Origin of the sequence: Enterobacter cloacae complex sp. 370H10 (assembly GCF_050031535.1) — a bacterium.
Lineage (GTDB): Bacteria > Pseudomonadota > Gammaproteobacteria > Enterobacterales > Enterobacteriaceae > Enterobacter > Enterobacter intestinihominis.
Genome location: NZ_JBLGWG010000001.1, coordinates 3,920,623 through 3,936,532, shown reverse-complemented (window position 1 = coordinate 3,936,532; position 15,910 = coordinate 3,920,623). Strand labels below are relative to the sequence as shown.

The 15,910-nt window shown below is 61.4% G+C and carries 16 protein-coding genes; 15 read left to right on the top strand and 1 reads right to left on the bottom strand.

Going from position 1 to position 15,910, the window contains the following annotated elements:
* The first annotated feature begins 71 nt into the window (after nt 1–71).
* From ACQG2Q_RS19350 to ACQG2Q_RS19285, 14 genes are all read left to right on the top strand, one after another.
* On the top strand, nt 72–395 hold the full coding sequence (locus ACQG2Q_RS19350) for a Rieske (2Fe-2S) protein (RefSeq protein WP_003860044.1): 324 nt from the start codon (nt 72–74) through the stop codon (nt 393–395).
* Nucleotides 392–700 carry a recombinase-like helix-turn-helix domain-containing protein gene (locus ACQG2Q_RS19345; RefSeq protein WP_022649346.1) on the top strand — a complete coding sequence of 103 codons (309 nt, stop codon included), beginning with the start codon at nt 392–394 and terminating at the stop codon, nt 698–700. The genes ACQG2Q_RS19350 and ACQG2Q_RS19345 overlap by 4 nt, the downstream gene beginning before the upstream one ends.
* Nucleotides 701–710: 10 nt before the next feature.
* Complete coding sequence (locus ACQG2Q_RS19340) at nt 711–1,733, top strand: aromatic ring-hydroxylating oxygenase subunit alpha (RefSeq protein WP_045308340.1); 1,023 nt, start codon at nt 711–713, stop codon at nt 1,731–1,733.
* Nucleotides 1,733–2,482, top strand: a complete 750-nt coding sequence (locus ACQG2Q_RS19335; protein ID WP_045308339.1) for an SDR family oxidoreductase — start codon at nt 1,733–1,735, stop codon at nt 2,480–2,482. The genes ACQG2Q_RS19340 and ACQG2Q_RS19335 overlap by 1 nt, the downstream gene beginning before the upstream one ends.
* A gap of 12 nt (nt 2,483–2,494) precedes the next feature.
* On the top strand, nt 2,495–3,283 hold the full coding sequence (locus ACQG2Q_RS19330) for an IclR family transcriptional regulator (RefSeq protein WP_032671673.1): 789 nt from the start codon (nt 2,495–2,497) through the stop codon (nt 3,281–3,283).
* A 78-nt stretch (nt 3,284–3,361) separates the two neighbouring features.
* Complete coding sequence (locus ACQG2Q_RS19325) at nt 3,362–4,288, top strand: VOC family protein (protein WP_038416706.1); 927 nt, start codon at nt 3,362–3,364, stop codon at nt 4,286–4,288.
* Nucleotides 4,285–5,472: an NAD(P)/FAD-dependent oxidoreductase gene (locus tag ACQG2Q_RS19320; protein WP_096217049.1), complete on the top strand. Its 1,188-nt coding sequence runs from the start codon at nt 4,285–4,287 to the stop codon at nt 5,470–5,472. The genes ACQG2Q_RS19325 and ACQG2Q_RS19320 overlap by 4 nt, the downstream gene beginning before the upstream one ends.
* A gap of 25 nt (nt 5,473–5,497) precedes the next feature.
* On the top strand, nt 5,498–6,754 hold the full coding sequence (locus tag ACQG2Q_RS19315; protein ID WP_022649340.1) for an MFS transporter: 1,257 nt from the start codon (nt 5,498–5,500) through the stop codon (nt 6,752–6,754).
* A gap of 10 nt (nt 6,755–6,764) precedes the next feature.
* A complete protein-coding gene (locus ACQG2Q_RS19310) occupies nt 6,765–7,295 on the top strand; it encodes a cupin domain-containing protein (RefSeq protein WP_022649339.1) in 531 nt (176 codons plus the stop codon).
* A gap of 9 nt (nt 7,296–7,304) precedes the next feature.
* Nucleotides 7,305–8,075: an alpha/beta fold hydrolase gene (locus tag ACQG2Q_RS19305; protein WP_063850047.1), complete on the top strand. Its 771-nt coding sequence runs from the start codon at nt 7,305–7,307 to the stop codon at nt 8,073–8,075.
* Entirely contained in the window at nt 8,059–8,853 is a 795-nt protein-coding gene (locus tag ACQG2Q_RS19300) for an SDR family oxidoreductase (protein ID WP_063850045.1), read from the top strand. Before ACQG2Q_RS19305 ends, ACQG2Q_RS19300 begins: the two co-directional genes overlap by 17 nt.
* 9 nt (nt 8,854–8,862) lie before the next feature.
* On the top strand, nt 8,863–9,633 hold the full coding sequence (locus ACQG2Q_RS19295; RefSeq protein WP_023306904.1) for an aspartate dehydrogenase: 771 nt from the start codon (nt 8,863–8,865) through the stop codon (nt 9,631–9,633).
* 9 nt (nt 9,634–9,642) lie between these two features.
* Entirely contained in the window at nt 9,643–11,112 is a 1,470-nt protein-coding gene (locus ACQG2Q_RS19290) for an aldehyde dehydrogenase (protein ID WP_063850043.1), read from the top strand.
* A gap of 13 nt (nt 11,113–11,125) precedes the next feature.
* Entirely contained in the window at nt 11,126–12,766 is a 1,641-nt protein-coding gene (locus ACQG2Q_RS19285; RefSeq protein WP_063150139.1) for a thiamine pyrophosphate-binding protein, read from the top strand.
* A gap of 45 nt (nt 12,767–12,811) precedes the next feature.
* Here ACQG2Q_RS19285 and ACQG2Q_RS19280 read toward each other — a convergent pair whose 3' ends face one another.
* The gene (locus ACQG2Q_RS19280) at nt 12,812–13,570 is read right to left on the bottom strand and encodes a M48 family metallopeptidase (protein WP_003860073.1); all 759 of its coding nucleotides are present in this window, start codon (nt 13,568–13,570) and stop codon (nt 12,812–12,814) included.
* A gap of 272 nt (nt 13,571–13,842) precedes the next feature.
* Here ACQG2Q_RS19280 and tkt point away from each other — a divergent pair, with 272 nt between their 5' ends.
* Nucleotides 13,843–15,834, top strand: a complete 1,992-nt coding sequence (tkt, locus tag ACQG2Q_RS19275) for a transketolase (protein WP_022649333.1) — start codon at nt 13,843–13,845, stop codon at nt 15,832–15,834.
* The last annotated feature ends 76 nt before the right edge of the window (nt 15,835–15,910 follow it).

Here is a 15,910-nt window from a genome sequence, read left to right as displayed (position 1 = left end):
TCGCTTTTATATTGACCGTATTAAATAAGAAACAGAGTTTCATATATGAAACAAAAGCCTGGAGGATCGTGATGAGCTGGATAGGCGTATGTGACGCAGAACAAGTACAGGAAGATTTCCCTTTTAGCGGCAACGTCGACGGGAAAGAGATCGGCGTTTACCTGATCGACGGTGAATATTACGCGCTGGAAGACGTATGCCCCCACGCCTATGCCCTGCTGAGTCAGGGCTTCGTAGAAGACGGCAAGGTGGAATGCCCGCTGCACGAGGCGGTGTTCGACGTCAAAACCGGCCAGTGTCTGCACGGCCCCGGAGGACGCAACCTCAACCGTTACCCGGTTCGGGTCTTTGAAAACCAGATTCAGATTACCTTTGTTGAGGAGACCGTGGCATGAGCGACACGCTGAACTACAACCCGGCGCTGCCGGAAAGCCGCCAGTTTACCCCGCCGGCAGAGGGCGGTAATGGCGCCATTCACAAGCCGGGCGAGTACCAGAACCTGATCTGGCAGACCCGCAGCCGTGAGCCGGAAAGCTGGGAGGTGAAGCTGATTGCGACGCTGGAAGAGCTTTTCGAACAGGGCGTTGAAACCCTGCCGGAGCTGGTAAACGGGCTGAACGCGGTGCGCATGCACGACCAGCAGGGCGAGCCGTGGAGCGACGCCAGCTTCCAGGCATTCTTACAGGTTAACGGCTACTGAGGGCAATGCGATGACAACGACCGTACAACACTATCTGGATAAAGGCCTGCGCGGCCTCTGGTATCCGGTGCTGGCGAGCTGGGAAGTGCAGTCTGCTCCTGTGGGCATCACCCGCCTGGGCGAGCAGATTGTGGTCTGGCGCAACAAAGACGGCCAGGTGCAGGCGCTGGAGGACCGTTGTCCGCACCGCGGCGCGCGCCTGTCTATGGGCTGGAACCTCGGCGACCGCATCGCCTGCTGGTATCACGGCGTAGAGGTGGCGGGCAACGGCGAGGTGAAAGACGTGCCCGCTGTGGATAAATGTCCGCTGGTCGGCCAGCAGTGCGTGCGCAGCTATAACGTGCAGGAGGCGCACGGCGCCATCTTCCTCTGGTTTGGCGTCACCGCGGATCAGCAGCCGGACGAACTGACCTTCCCGGATGAACTCGCCGACACGGAAAACTTCAGCAACTTCCTCTGCACCGCCGCGTGGAACTGCAATTACCAGTACGCGCTGGAAAACGTGATGGACCCGATGCACGGCACCTATCTGCACTCCTCCTCGCACTCGATGGCGGAAGGGGATCGCAAGGCCGACATGGTGCTCCAGCCGACCAAAACCGGCTTTATCTTTGAGAAGAAAGGGCAGAGCGGCGTCAACTTCGACTGGGTGGAGCTGGGCAACAGCGGCACCTGCTGGATGCGTCTCTCCATTCCGTACAAGAAGCGTTTCGGGCCGGGCGGCCACTTCTTTATCGTCGGCATGGTGGTGCCGGAAGATAACGACAACTGCCGCGTCTTCTTCTGGCGCATTCGCCGGGTGCAGGGCTGGCAGCGCGATATGTGGCGCTTCATGTACCGCAACCGGCTGGAAAAACTGCACTGGGAAGTGCTGGAGCAGGACCGCGTGGTGCTGGAGAGCCTGGCGCCAAACGCCCGCGATCATGAATACCTGTATCAGCACGACGTTGGCCTCTCGCGCCTGCGTCGCATGATGCAAAAGGCCGCCAAAGAGCAGCTGGCGATGCGTGAAGCACAGCAGGGGGCCGCCTGATGAACGGGCTGCTGAGCGGCAAGCGCATCGTCGTGACCGGCGCCGCGCGCGGGCTGGGCTACCACTTTTCCCAGGCCTGCGCGGAGCAGGGCGCGGCGGTGGTGATGTGCGACATCCTTAAAGGCGAACTGGCCGAGAGCGCCCACCGGCTGAGCGAGCGGGGATATGCGATCGAATCGCACGTTATCGATCTGGCCGATCCGCAGTCCATTGAGCAGGTGTTCAGCGCGATTGGCGAGCAGGGGCAGATTGACGGTCTGGTGAACAACGCGGCGATGGCGACGGGCGTCGGCGGCAAAAATATGCTCGATTACGATCCGGATCTCTGGGATCGGGTGATGAGCGTCAACGTCAAAGGCACCTGGCTGGTAACGCGCGCCGCCGTACCGCTGCTGCGCGAGGGGGCGGGCATCGTGAACGTCGCGTCCGACACCGCGCTGTGGGGCGCGCCGCGCCTGATGGCCTACGTCGCCAGCAAGGGCGCCGTGATTGCCATGACTCGCTCAATGGCGCGCGAACTGGGTGAAAAGCGTATACGCATTAACGCCATCGCGCCGGGGCTAACCCGCGTCGAGGCGACGGAATATGTCCCCGCCGAACGGCATCAGCTCTACGAAAACGGCCGTGCGTTAACGGGCGCGCAGCAGCCGGAAGACGTCACCGGCAGCGTGGTCTGGCTGTTAAGCGATCTGTCGCGGTTCATCACCGGACAGCTGATCCCGGTCAACGGCGGTTTTGTCTTTAACTAAGGTAGGGCAATGATGGCAAACGATCAGGAAGTGAAGTATCTGGTGCCGGGGCTGGAGCGCGGTTTACAGCTGCTGTTGGCCTTTGGCGAGCAGCATCGCGATCTGACCTTTGCCGAACTGCATCGGCTGGTGGATATGCCGAAGGCCACCGCCTATCGCGTGGTACAGACGCTGGAGTACATGGGATTTCTGGAGCGCAACACGCGCACCAATACCTTTTCGCTGGGCATGAACGTGCTGCGTCTTGGCTTTGAGTACATCGCCTCGCTGGACGTGGCGCAGGTCGGCCAGCCGGTGATCGAGCAATTGCGCGACGTGAGCCAGTGCAGCAGCCATCTGGCGATCCGCGACGGGCGCGACATTATCTATATCGCCCGCGTCAGCGCCGCCGGGTCGCGTATCAACCAGGTCAGCATTGGTACCCGTCTGCCGGTGCACTGCACCTCGCTGGGCCGCATGCTGTTGACCGATATTTCCCGCGCTGATTTCGAACAGCTGTTCCCGCATGAGCGCCTGCCGGGCAACACGCCGGGGCAGCTTCACGACCGCGAAGCCCTGTGGCAGATGGTGCAGCAGGACAAAGCCCGCGGGTATGTCATCGGCGAATCCTTCTTCCGCCACGGCATCTCTTCCATCGTCTACCCGGTGTATGACCGAAGCGGCCGCGTGGCGGCGGTGGTCAGCATTCTGGTGCCGTCGGAGGAGATCCCACTGAGCGACCGCGAGCGCCTGCAAAACGAGGTTCGCCTCGCGGCGGATAAAATTTCTGGCTTCTTAGGGTATCTGTCACAGGCCAGTTAAATCAGTGAGTTAACGTCAGGCGCTTGACTGCGTCGGGCATGTTTTACGCCCAATCTGGGCCAGATGAGGCAACGAACGATGAGTATAACCGGAATTGAAAAGCTGGAATTTGGTGTGGAAGACCTGACGCACTGCGCCAAATTTATGCGTGATTTTGGCCTGACGGGCGATGCCAGCGGCCAGCGTTTCACCACCCTGAGCGGCGCGCGCGTGGAGCTTAACCCGATCGACAGCCCCGACCTGCCGCCCGCGTTTGAAGCGGGCAACACCCTGCGCCGCATGACCTGGGCGGTTGCCAGCCAGTCTGAGCTGGATGCGCTGCGCCCGAAGCTGGCGCAACAGCCAGGTTTTCGTGAAGTGGGCGACGCGCTGGAATGCCTGGATCCGAACGGCATGACGCTGCGCGTGCAGGTGACCCAGCAGACCGACGTGGAGCTTAACGTCGAGCCAATAAACCAGTGGGGCGACGCCCGCCGTATCGACACGCCCAGCCCGGTTTACGATCGCGCCCAGCCGATCAACGTGGGGCATGTGGTGTTCTTCGTGGAAGAGCTGGCGGCAGTGGAGAAATTCTACCGCGAGGTGCTCGGCTTCCAGGTCTCGGATCGCTATATCAACCGCGCCGTGTTCCTGCGCTGCGGGGCGCGTGGCGGCCATCACAACCTGTTCTTGCTGCAACTGCCGAACCGCAAGCGCGGCCTCAACCATGTGGCCTTCACCGTGCGCGACATCCACGAGGTGATCGGCGGCGGTATCGCGATGAATAAACATGACTGGAGCACTTTTATCGGGCCGGGCCGTCATCCGGTGTCGTCGGCGTACTTCTGGTACGTCAACAGCCCGACCGGCGGCGCGTTTGAGTATTACACCAACGACGACTACCTGACCGAAAACTGGCAGCCGCGTGAGCTGGAGCACTCCCTGGTCTCCTTTACCGAATGGGCGGTGGAGGGCGGGATTGACCACGACACGCGCCGTCAGCAGAAAAAGCCGGAGGCGGTATGACATCGCGCATTGTCATTATCGGCGGCGGCCAGGCGGGCGGCTGGGCGGCGAAAACCCTGCGTGACGAGGGCTTCGACGGCGAGATTTGCGTGGTGGCGGAAGAGGAATGGGATTTCTACGAGCGGCCGCCGCTGTCAAAAGCGTCTCTGCTGGAGCCGGACTCCGCGCTTCCGCGGCTGTTTAGCGAAGAAGCGCAGCAGGCGCTGAACCTGATCTGGTACCGCCCGCTGCGTGCTGAATCAGTCGATCGTGAAGAGAAAATCGTGCGTTTAAGCAACGGCGAATGTCTTAGTTACAACATCCTTTTAATCGCTACCGGCGGTCGGGCGCGCCTGCCTTCGCAGGCGTGGGCCAGCCATCCGCAGGTCTACACCCTGCGCCACTGGCAGGACGCGCAGCGCCTGAAAAGTCGCCTGTCGGAAAGTCACAAACTGGCGATTATCGGCGGCGGCTGGATTGGCCTTGAGATTGCCGCTTCCGCGCGGAAAAGCGGCATGGCGGTCACCCTGTTCGAGCAGCAGCCTGCGGTGTGCATGCGCTCGGTGAGCAGCGAGGTGTCCCAGCGCCTGGAGGCCATCCACCGCGAGCAGGGGGTGGAGATCCGTACCGGCTGCGGCGCGCTGGAGCTGGAGGACGATAATGGCCTGCCGGTCATCCACTGCGACGGCAACCGTGAAACCTTTGATACGGTCGTGGTCGGGATCGGCGTCGATCTCAATCTGGAGCTGGCGCTTGATGCGGGGCTGAAAACCGGGCGCGGGATCGTGGTGGATGCCCAGGGACGCACCTCGGATCCATTCATCTTTGCCGCAGGAGATGTCGCCCAGCACCATCACTACGGCCTGTGCATCCAGTCCTGGGCCTTCGCCCAGAATCAGGCAGTGGCGACGGCGAAAGCGATGCTCAACCCCGATGCGCCAGGTTATGACGACGCGCCGTGGCTGTGGTCGGATCAATATCAGCACAATATTCAGATCCTCGGTATTCCGCAGCCGGAGAGTAAAACGATAGTGCGTGAAGATGCGTTTTTCTTCTCGCTGGATGAAAACGGGCGGCTGACGCAGCTGGTAGCGTTCAACGATGCGCGCACCGTCAAGCTGGCGAAGCGCTGGATGGCGGCGGGGCGGGATCTGTCGAACGTACCGCTTGCCGACCCGACATTTTCACTGATGTCACTGCGATAGCTAACCCGCACCCGTAGGGGGAGAGATGACCACACTAGAGACGAACACCGCGCCGGTTGAGGCGAGCGGTGAGGGGACCCGCACGCCCGAAAAAGCGGTGCGCTGGGCCATCCCGTTGTCGCTGCTGGCCTGCGTGCTGCTGGCGTTTTTCGACAAAATCAGCATCGCGGCGCTCTTTTCGGATACCCATTTCCAGCAGGCGATGGGCATTGATTTCGACACCACGCGCCTCGGCATATTGATGAGCGCCTTCCTGCTGAGCTACGGCTTTTCGTCGGTATTTTTGAGCGGTTTAGGCGACAAAATCGCGCCGCTGCGCCTGCTCACCGGGATGATGGCTGTGTGGTGCGTGCTGATGGTGGCGATGGGCTTTACCCATAACTACACGCTGATGATCGTCCTGCGCATCCTGCTGGGCGTGGCGGAAGGGCCGCTGTTCCCGCTGGCTTTCGCCATCGTGCGCCACAACTTCCCGCAGCATCTGCAGGCGCGCGCCACCATGCTGTGGCTGCTGGGCACACCGGTAGGGGCAGCAATTGGCTTCCCGCTCTCCCTCTGGCTGCTGAACACATTCGGCTGGCAGAGCACCTTCTTTGTCATGGCCATGCTTACCGTGCCGGTGCTTATCTTTGTGCGCATCGGCCTGCGCGGGATCCGTCTGGAGGCTAAACCCGGCACTTCGCAGGCGTCACAGGACGAGCGGCGTGCCGCGCGGCGCGAGCTGTTCGTCAGCCCGCACTTCTGGATCATCTGCATCTTTAACATCGCGTTCCTGACCTACCTGTGGGGCATCAACGGCTGGCTGCCGGGCTACCTGATCAAAGGCAAAGGCATTCACCTTGAGCATGCAGGCTGGCTGTCGTCGATGCCGTTCATCGCCATGCTGGCGGGGGAAGTGATTGGCGCGTGGCTCTCGGACAGGGTCGATAAGCGCGCGGCGGCCTGCTTTATCTCGATGGCGGGGGCGGCGGTGGGGCTGGCGGCGGTGATGCACCTCGATACCCCGCTCGCCGTCATCGCGGCGATGAGCTTCAGCACCTTTATGTGGGGCACCGGCGCGCCCAACATTTTCGCCCTGCTGGCGAAGGCCACCCATCCCCGGGTGAGCGCCACGGCGGGCGGCATTTTCAACGGGCTGGGAAACTTTGCAGGCGCGCTGTCGCCGGCGGTGATGGGCGCGCTTATCGCCTTCACCCACAGCATGGATTCCGGGCTGATTTTTCTGGCGGTGATGGCGGCGGTGGGCTGCGTCCTGTTACTGCCGCTGCTGAGACGTTACTGAGGAGAGTGTCATGACTGATTCAACCGTAACCCACAAAACGGGCATCAAACCTGACCATCTGACGATGGAGGAGTGGGTCGAGTCGCGCATCGCGCGCTTCGAAGGCCGTAAATACGACTGGAACGCGCTGAAGTTCCAGGCCGATTTTGACCCAAAATACCGCCGGGCGCAGATGCGCTACATCGGCACCGGCGCAACCGGCGTAGCGAACGACACCAACACCGTGCAGGCGGACCATTTTACCTTCTCGACCATGGTACTGCCGTCGAAGTGCGAAGGGCCGCTGCACCTGCACGACGACGTGGAAGAGGTGTTCTTCATGCTCAAGGGGCAGATCACGCTGATGATCCAGGACGGCGACAACTACACCGAAACCGTGCTGCGCGAGCGTGACCTGATCTCCGTCCCGCCGGGCATCTATCGCGGCCTGTTTAACCACGGGGAAGAAGAGGCGCTGATGTGCGTCATGCTGGGGACCAACAAGCCGGAAATCCCGACCTATCCGTCCGACCATCCGCTCTCGAAAGTGAAGCGGAACTAAGGGGGCGCCATGACGGGTTTTCGTGAACAGGGAAGCGGCATTCCGCTGATGCTGCTACACGGGATCAGCTCTGGCGCTGCGTCCTGGCACAAGCAGATGGCGCTGAACGGTTTTCGCGTGCTGGCGTGGGACATGCCCGGTTATGGCGAAAGCCCGATGCTGGCCGTCGCGCGGGCAAACGCGGGGGATTACGCCGACGTGCTGGCGGCGATGCTGGATCGCGCCGGTGTCTGGCAGGCGGTGCTGGTGGGCCATTCCCTGGGGGCGCTGGTCGCAAGTGCCTTTGCGGCGAAGTTCCCGGATCGCATCATTCATCTTGTACTGGCCGACGCTGCGCAGGGCTACGGCAATGCCGCGCCGGAGCAGCGGGAGCAGGTCTGGCGCAACCGCGAGCAGCAGATGGCGTTGGGCGGCGAAATCCTCGCCCAGACCCGTGCCGCGAAGCTGCTGCGCCCCGGCGCGCGCGCGGAAGATATCGCCACCGTCGCGGCGGGCATGCGCACGCTGCGCCCGGAAGGCTACCTTGCCGCCGCGTGGATGCTGGCGCATGACGACATTCACGGCTGGCTTAAACGATACTCCGGCACGTTTGAAGTCTGGTGCGGCGAGCAGGACGCGATAACGCAGCCCGAACTGGTGCAGGGGCTGGCGCTGCGCTACGGCATGCCGTATACCGCCATTCCGCAGGCCGGGCACGCCAGCTATCTCGATAACGACGTGTTTTTCAACCAACAGCTTTTACGCATTAACGAAGAGGTGCGCGATGAATGCACAAATTGACGGGCGCGTAGCGGTAGTCACCGGCGGTTCTTCTGGCATTGGCTTTGAAACGCTGCGCCTGCTGCTGGGGGAAGGGGCGAAAGTTGCCTTCTGCGGCCGTGACCCGGACCGGCTCGCCAGCGCCCATGCGACGCTGCAAAACGAATTCCCCCACGGGGAGATTTTTTCTTACCGCTGCGACGTGCTGAACGCCGACGAGGTTCAGGCCTTTGCGGATGCGGTGCAGGCGCGCTTTGGCGCGGCGGATCTGCTGATCAACAACGCCGGGCAGGGCTACGTGGCGCACTTCCATGACACCCCGCGCGAGGCGTGGCTGCACGAGGCAGGGCTGAAGCTGTTTGGCGTCATCAATCCGGTGCAGGCGTTTCAGCCGCTGCTGGAGCAGTCAGACATTGCCTCTGTTACCTGCGTCAACTCCCTGCTGGCGCTACAGCCGGAGGAGCACATGATCGCTACCTCCGCTGCTCGTGCCGCGCTGCTGAACATGACGCTGACGCTCTCGAAAGAGCTGGTGGGTAAAGGCATTCGCGTCAATTCCATTTTGCTCGGCATGGTGGAGTCCGGCCAGTGGCAGCGCCGCTTTGAAAACCGGGCGGACAAAAGCCAGAGCTGGCCGGAGTGGACGGCGGATATCGCGCGCAAGCGCGGCATTCCAATGGCGCGCCTCGGCAGGCCGCAGGAGCCCGCGCAGGCGCTGCTGTTCCTCGCCTCGCCGCTGGCCTCGTTTACCACCGGCGCCGCGCTGGACGTTTCCGGCGGCTTCTGTCGCCATCTGTAAGGACGCCTCATGAAAAAGGTAATGTTGATTGGTTTTGGTGCCATGGCGCAGGCGGTGATTGAGCGCCTGCCCGCCGGTGTGGCTATCGGCTGGATCGTGGCGCGCGCGTCTCACCATGCCGCCATTCACGACCAGTTTGGCGATGCGGTCGAGGCGCTGACGTCGCCAATGGCGTGCGCGCAAACGCCGGATCTGGTGCTGGAATGCGCCAGCCAGCAGGCGGTGGCCCAGTACGGGGAAGAGATCCTGCGTCGCGGCTGGCATCTGGCCGTCATTTCCACCGGCGCGCTGGCGGACAGCGCGCTGGAGCAGCGTCTGCTCGCCGCGGGCGGAAAACTGACTCTGCTTTCCGGTGCAGTGGCCGGTATCGACGGGCTGGCGGCAGCGAAAGAGGGTGGGCTTGAACGCGTCACCTATCAGTCGCGCAAAAGCCCGGCCAGCTGGCGCGGCAGCTATGCCGAGCAGCTTATCGATCTGAATTCAGTGGCTGAGGCAAAGGTCTTTTTTGAAGGCAGCGCTCGCGAGGCGGCGCGGCTGTTCCCGGCGAACGCCAACGTAGCGGCGACCGTGGCGCTCGGCGGCGTCGGGATGGATGACACCCGCGTGCAGCTGATGGTTGACCCGGCAACGAAACGTAACACCCACACGCTGCACGTCGAAGGGCTGTTTGGCGAATTCCATCTGGAGCTGAGCGGGCTGCCGCTGGCGTCTAACCCTAAAACCTCCACCCTGGCGGCACTGAGCGCGGTGCGCGCCTGCCGCGAGCTGGCCCTGAGCTGAGGAGTGACGATGGACGATCTGAAGATTTTTATCGGCGGCCAGTGGCGACACGGCGGAGGTAACCCGATGCAGAGCCACTTCCCGGCAGACGGGTCGATCAACGCGACGCTGAACGCCGCCAGTCTGGATGACCTGGAGGAGGCGGTAGACGCCGGAGAGCGCGCCTGGCGCGATCCCGCCTGGCGTAACAGCCTGCCGCACGTGCGGGCGAAGATCCTGCACAAGGTGGCGGATCTTATTGAATCCCGTGTGGATGAACTGGCGCAGATGCAGAGCCGGGATAACGGCAAGCCGCTGGCGGAAGCGTGCGGGCTGGTGATGAGCGCGGCGGGAACGGCGCGCTACTTTGCCGCCGCCTGCGAGCTGCTGGAGGGTGAACTTCCGACACCGCGCCAGCCGGATCTGCTGACGCTGAGCCGCTACGAGCCCCTTGGCGTGGTAGCGGCCATCACGCCGTGGAACTCGCCGATTGCCAGCGAAATGCAGAAGGTCGCACCGGCGATTGCCGCCGGGAACGCGGTGATCCTCAAGCCCGCCGAAGCCACGCCGCTGATGGCGCTGGAGCTGGCGCGGATTTTTGAACAGGCCGGGCTGCCCGCCGGGCTGCTGAGCGTGCTGCCGGGCAAAGGCTCGGTGATTGGCGATGCGCTGGCGCGTCATCCTTGCGTGCGCAAAATTTCCTTTACCGGCGGAACCACTACGGGCCGTCATCTGGCGCACGTGGCGGCGGAAAAACTGATCCCGGCCTCGCTGGAACTGGGCGGCAAATCGCCGACCATCGTGCTGGAGGATGCCGATATCGAACAGGCGGCGCGCGGGATCTGCTACGGCATTTTCAGCTCGGCGGGGCAGGCGTGCATCGCCGGATCGCGGCTGTTTATCCACGAGAGTATTTACGCCCCGCTGATGGCGAGGCTGCTGGAATTAACTCGCGGGCTGCGCGTCGGGCATCCGTTTACCGACGGCGTGCATGTAGGACCGCTGATCGGCGAGAAACATCGCCAGAGCGTGATCGAGTACGTCGAACTGGCGAAGCGGGAAGGGGGCCGCGTGCTGTGCGGCGGCGAGATCCCTGCCGATCCCGCTCTGGCAAACGGCAGCTTTTTCCAGCCAACCATTATCGAAGGGCTAAACAACAGCGCTCGCGCCTGTCAGGAGGAGATCTTCGGCCCGGTGCTGGTGGCGATGCCGTTTGGCGATGAAGCGGCGTTGATCAGCGAGGCGAACGACTCGGTTTACGGCCTGGCGGCGGGGATCTGGACGCGCGATACCGGGCGCGCCCTGCGTCTCAGCGAGCAGCTGGAGGTAGGCACGGTGTGGATCAACACCTACAAAGTTTTTGCGATTTCGACCCCGTTCGGGGGCTTTAAAGAGAGCGGTCTGGGCCGCGAGAAGGGTATCCAGGGGCTGAAAGCCTGGATGCAACAAAAGAGCATTTATCTGGCGATGGGTAACAGCGTCAACCATTGGTGCGACTGAGAAAGGGTGAGCAATGAGCGAAATGATAACCGTCGGCGACGCCATCGCCAGAACGCTGGAGCAGTATCAGGTTGAGGCCATCTACGGCGTCATCTCCATTCACAACCTGCCGATAGCGGATGCGGTTGGGCAGCGGGGCAATATCCGCTTTGTGCCCGCGCGCGGTGAAGCCGGTTCCGTCACCATGGCCGATGCCCACGGGCGCTTTTCCGGCCTCGGCGTGGCGCTGACCAGCACCGGCGCGGGGGCCGGGAACGCGGTAGGCGCGCTGGTGGAAGCGATGAATGCCTGCACGCCGCTGCTGCATTTAACCGGGCAGGTAGAGAAAGCCTGGCTGGACGCCGACACCGGGTTTATCCATGAAACCCGCGATCAGCTGACCTTCCTGAAGGCCAGCTCAAAACGGGCGTACCGTATCAGCAATGCGAATCAGGCGATAGCCATTCTGCATAAAGCCATCCAGGACGCGCAGACCCCGCCGTGCGGACCGGTTTCGGTGGAAATCCCGATTGATATTCAGGGCGCCAAAATTCCGCTGTCGCTGGTAACCGCCCCGGTCAAACCGGCATCGGTTCCAGCCGTGGATACCGGGATGGTTGACGCGCTGTGGGCGCAACTCAAACAGGCGAAACAGCCGCTGCTGTGGCTGGGCGGCGGGGCGCTGGGAAGCGCTGAGGCGGTGAAAAAACTGGCGGATGCGGGCATCACCGTGATTTCCAGCACCCACGCGCGCGGCGTGCTGCCGGACGACCACCGCGCCAGCCTGCGGGCGTTCCACAACTCGCCGTCGGTGGAGGCGCTGATTGCGCAGTGTGATTTTACGCTGGTGGCCGGTTCACGTCTGCGCAGCAACGAAACCCGCTCCTGGACGCTTGAGCTGCCGTCCCCGCGCGTGCAGATTGATATCGACCCGGCGGCAGCCAGCCGTAACTACTTGATGGATAGCACGTTGATAGCCGATTGTTCAGCGCTGCTTGGCGCGCTGGCTAAAAAAGTGCAGGGCCGCGAGTGGGGCAACGCCCAGTGGGATATGCAGGTGCAGCAGGCGGTCGGGCAAGCTGAGCAGGGGCTGCGCGAGCAGTGCGGCGCCTATGCGAAGCTTAACGACGCCATAGAAAAAGCCCTGCCGAAAGACGGCCTGCTGGTGCGCGATATCACCGTGTCCGGCAGCCTGTGGGGTAGCCGCCTGTTCAGGGCTAACGGTCCGCTGCTGAACATTCACTCCCTCGCCGGGGCGATTGGTATGGGACTGCCGATGGCCATCGGCACCGCGATTGCTAACCCGCAGCGCAGGGTGGTGGGACTGGTGGGCGACGGCGGCCTGAGCCTGAATTTAGGCGAGCTGGCGACGCTGGCGCAGGAGAAAGCCAACGTGACGCTGCTCATCATGAACGACGGGGGCTACGGCGTAATGCGCGGTATTCAGGATAAATATTTTGGCGGGCGTCAGTATTATAACGAACTGCATACACCGGACTTTACCCTGCTGGCGCAGGCGATTGGCCTACAGGCCTGGAGCGTTGAGCGGGCTGAGGACTTTGATGCGGTGATGACGGAAGCGCTGGCGATGCCGGGGCCGTCGGTGGTAGAAGTGCGGATGGGGCAGATTGGCGCCCTGAAGTTTGCCGGGCCGCCACAGAAAACGCTGTACTGATTGAGCCTTGTTGCCCGGTAGCGCGGCGCGCACCGGGCCGAAGTTTTATTTAATTCCGTCTGCCGCCATGCGGTCACGGATATGCTGCGCGCGTTCAACGGAGGCCGGGTGATCGTCAAACATGGAGCTTTGACGGCCTTCCTCCAGTTTCGCCAGTTTTTCGAAGCTGGTGGCTAAACCCGATGGATTGATGCCGCGTTTGCGCAACAGATCGTAAGAGTAGTCATCCGCTTCCGACTCCTGACGCTGGGAGAACTGGGAGTTAACCAGTTTCTCACCCACGTCGCCCAGCTGCGACTGGGACAGGCTGCCGACAATGCCGCCCGCAGAGGCCGCCGCAGCACGCACGGCATTGGTGCCCAGCGCAACCTGCATCCCTTTCTTCACGTGACCGAGAGCAACGTGACCCATTTCATGGCCGATCACCGCTTCCACTTCGTTGTCGGTCATCATGTCCATCAGGCCGCTGTAAACGCGGATACAGCCGTTAGCCATCGCGAAGGCGTTTACGTCTTTCGCCATATACACCTTGTAGTTCACCGGCTGACCGTTAATGTTGTCGCCCAGCGCGGAAGCAATCTTGTTCAGACGCTGCGTGTAGGTGCTGTTTGCCGGGGCAAGCGTAGCTTTTCCATCCATATCCTTACAGGCCTCGTCGCTCAGCGCTTTCACCTGCGCATCGCTCAATGAGTAGGCCTGAAAAGCTTCTGCGCCTGAGGTCATCAGGCCGTTAGAATCCATATTCTGACAGCCGCTTAGCAGGAGCGTTGTTCCCACAGCCAGCCCAATTGCACGCATTTTCATGATGTTGCTTCCGTACTCGTTAATCTGAATTAATTCCGAAAAATGCACCGTCAACGAAGCCGGTGTCGGGCTAAGTATAAGGAATATCTACAGGGGCGGGCGAGTAGATTGCGCAACATGCGAGCATGATCCAGAGATTTCTTAAGCTGCAAAAGAATGGTCCATGTACATGCCCTGCGGCTTGGGTTACATTGTTGGCACTTTTTTCCGGCGTAGCCCAAAACGCGCTGTCGTCAAGGGCATGGCCTTTAACAGTCCGATCTGGAGTTAAAATGTCCTCACGTAAAGAGCTTGCTAATGCTATTCGTGCGCTGAGCATGGACGCAGTACAGAAAGCCAAATCCGGCCACCCGGGCGCCCCTATGGGCATGGCTGACATCGCCGAAGTCCTGTGGCGTGATTTCCTTAACCACAACCCGCAGAACCCGGCATGGGCAGACCGCGACCGTTTCGTGCTGTCTAACGGCCATGGCTCTATGCTGATCTACAGCCTGCTGCACCTCACTGGCTACGATCTGCCAATCGAAGAGCTGAAAAACTTCCGTCAGCTGCACTCCAAAACTCCAGGTCACCCGGAAGTGGGCTACACCGCTGGCGTTGAAACCACTACCGGTCCGCTGGGGCAGGGCATTGCGAATGCCGTGGGTATGGCGATTGCTGAGAAGACCCTGGCGGCACAGTTCAACCGTCCTGGCCACGACATCGTTGACCACTTCACCTATGCGTTCCTGGGCGACGGCTGCATGATGGAAGGCATTTCTCACGAAGTGTGCTCCCTGGCAGGCACCCTGAAGCTGGGTAAACTGGTTGCGTTCTACGACGACAACGGCATCTCCATCGACGGTCACGTTGAAGGCTGGTTCACTGACGACACCGCCGCACGTTTCGAAGCCTACGGCTGGCACGTTGTGCGCGGCGTTGATGGCCACGATGCTGACTCGATTAAACGTGCCGTAGAAGAAGCGCGCGCCGTGACCGACAAACCGTCCCTGCTGATGTGCAAAACCATCATCGGCTTCGGTTCTCCGAACAAAGCGGGCACTCACGACTCCCACGGCGCACCACTGGGCGACGCGGAAATCGCACTGACCCGTGAAGCGCTTGGCTGGAAACACCCTGCCTTCGAAATCCCATCTGAAATCTACGCGCAGTGGGATGCGAAAGAAGTGGGCCAGGCGAAAGAAGCGGCCTGGAACGAGAAGTTCGCGGCTTACGCGAAAGCCTTCCCACAGGAAGCGGCTGAATTCACCCGTCGTATGAAAGGCGACATGCCGTCTGACTTCGACGCGAAAGCGAACGAGTTCATCGCGAAGTTGCAGGCGAACCCGTCTAAAATCGCCAGCCGTAAAGCGTCTCAGAATGCGATCGAAGCGTTTGGTCCTCTGCTTCCAGAATTCCTCGGCGGCTCCGCTGACCTGGCGCCATCTAACCTGACCCTGTGGTCTGGCTCTAAGCCAATCAACGAAGACACTGCCGGTAACTACATCCATTATGGTGTACGTGAATTCGGTATGACCGCGATTGCCAACGGTATCGCTCTGCACGGTGGTTTCCTGCCGTACACCTCTACCTTCCTGATGTTCGTAGAATATGCACGTAACGCCGTGCGTATGGCTGCGCTGATGAAACAGCGTCAGGTGATGGTCTACACCCACGACTCCATCGGTCTGGGCGAAGATGGTCCAACTCACCAGCCGGTAGAGCAGGTGGCTTCCCTGCGCGTGACCCCGAACATGAGCACATGGCGTCCATGTGACCAGGTTGAATCTGCGGTGGCGTGGAAATACGGCGTTGAGCGTCAGGACGGCCCGACCGCGCTGATCCTCTCCCGTCAGAACCTGGCGCAGCAGGAACGTACCCCAGAGCAGCTGGCAAACATCGCCCGCGGTGGTTACGTGCTGAAAGATTGCGCGGGCCAGCCTGAGCTGATCTTTATCGCGACCGGTTCTGAAGTTGAACTGGCCGTTGCCGCATGGGAAAAACTGACTGCTGAAGGCGTGAAAGCGCGCGTGGTTTCCATGCCGTCTACCGATGCGTTCGACAAGCAGGATGCCGCGTACCGCGAATCTGTACTGCCTAAAGCGGTCTCCGCTCGGGTGGCAGTGGAAGCGGGTATCGCTGATTACTGGTTCAAATACGTGGGTCTGAACGGCGCTATCGTCGGTATGACCACGTTCGGTGAATCTGCTCCGGCAGAGCTGCTGTTCGAAGAGTTCGGCTTCACCGTTGAGAACGTTGTCGCTAAAGCGAAAGAACTGCTGTAAATCTCTCCGTGAGGCAAAACGGGTCGCTCAGGCGGCCCGTTTTTATTTTGGTGGTATTTTATTTGGTGTTAACAAC

Coding starts and splice junctions, on each gene's coding strand:
- ACQG2Q_RS19350 (WP_003860044.1), top strand. CDS start 72: ATGAGCTGGATAGGCGTATGTGACGCAGAACAAGTACAGGAAGATTTC.
- ACQG2Q_RS19345 (WP_022649346.1), top strand. CDS start 392: ATGAGCGACACGCTGAACTACAACCCGGCGCTGCCGGAAAGCCGCCAG.
- ACQG2Q_RS19340 (WP_045308340.1), top strand. CDS start 711: ATGACAACGACCGTACAACACTATCTGGATAAAGGCCTGCGCGGCCTC.
- ACQG2Q_RS19335 (WP_045308339.1), top strand. CDS start 1,733: ATGAACGGGCTGCTGAGCGGCAAGCGCATCGTCGTGACCGGCGCCGCG.
- ACQG2Q_RS19330 (WP_032671673.1), top strand. CDS start 2,495: ATGGCAAACGATCAGGAAGTGAAGTATCTGGTGCCGGGGCTGGAGCGC.
- ACQG2Q_RS19325 (WP_038416706.1), top strand. CDS start 3,362: ATGAGTATAACCGGAATTGAAAAGCTGGAATTTGGTGTGGAAGACCTG.
- ACQG2Q_RS19320 (WP_096217049.1), top strand. CDS start 4,285: ATGACATCGCGCATTGTCATTATCGGCGGCGGCCAGGCGGGCGGCTGG.
- ACQG2Q_RS19315 (WP_022649340.1), top strand. CDS start 5,498: ATGACCACACTAGAGACGAACACCGCGCCGGTTGAGGCGAGCGGTGAG.
- ACQG2Q_RS19310 (WP_022649339.1), top strand. CDS start 6,765: ATGACTGATTCAACCGTAACCCACAAAACGGGCATCAAACCTGACCAT.
- ACQG2Q_RS19305 (WP_063850047.1), top strand. CDS start 7,305: ATGACGGGTTTTCGTGAACAGGGAAGCGGCATTCCGCTGATGCTGCTA.
- ACQG2Q_RS19300 (WP_063850045.1), top strand. CDS start 8,059: ATGAATGCACAAATTGACGGGCGCGTAGCGGTAGTCACCGGCGGTTCT.
- ACQG2Q_RS19295 (WP_023306904.1), top strand. CDS start 8,863: ATGAAAAAGGTAATGTTGATTGGTTTTGGTGCCATGGCGCAGGCGGTG.
- ACQG2Q_RS19290 (WP_063850043.1), top strand. CDS start 9,643: ATGGACGATCTGAAGATTTTTATCGGCGGCCAGTGGCGACACGGCGGA.
- ACQG2Q_RS19285 (WP_063150139.1), top strand. CDS start 11,126: ATGAGCGAAATGATAACCGTCGGCGACGCCATCGCCAGAACGCTGGAG.
- ACQG2Q_RS19280 (WP_003860073.1), bottom strand. CDS start 13,570: ATGAAAATGCGTGCAATTGGGCTGGCTGTGGGAACAACGCTCCTGCTA.
- tkt (WP_022649333.1), top strand. CDS start 13,843: ATGTCCTCACGTAAAGAGCTTGCTAATGCTATTCGTGCGCTGAGCATG.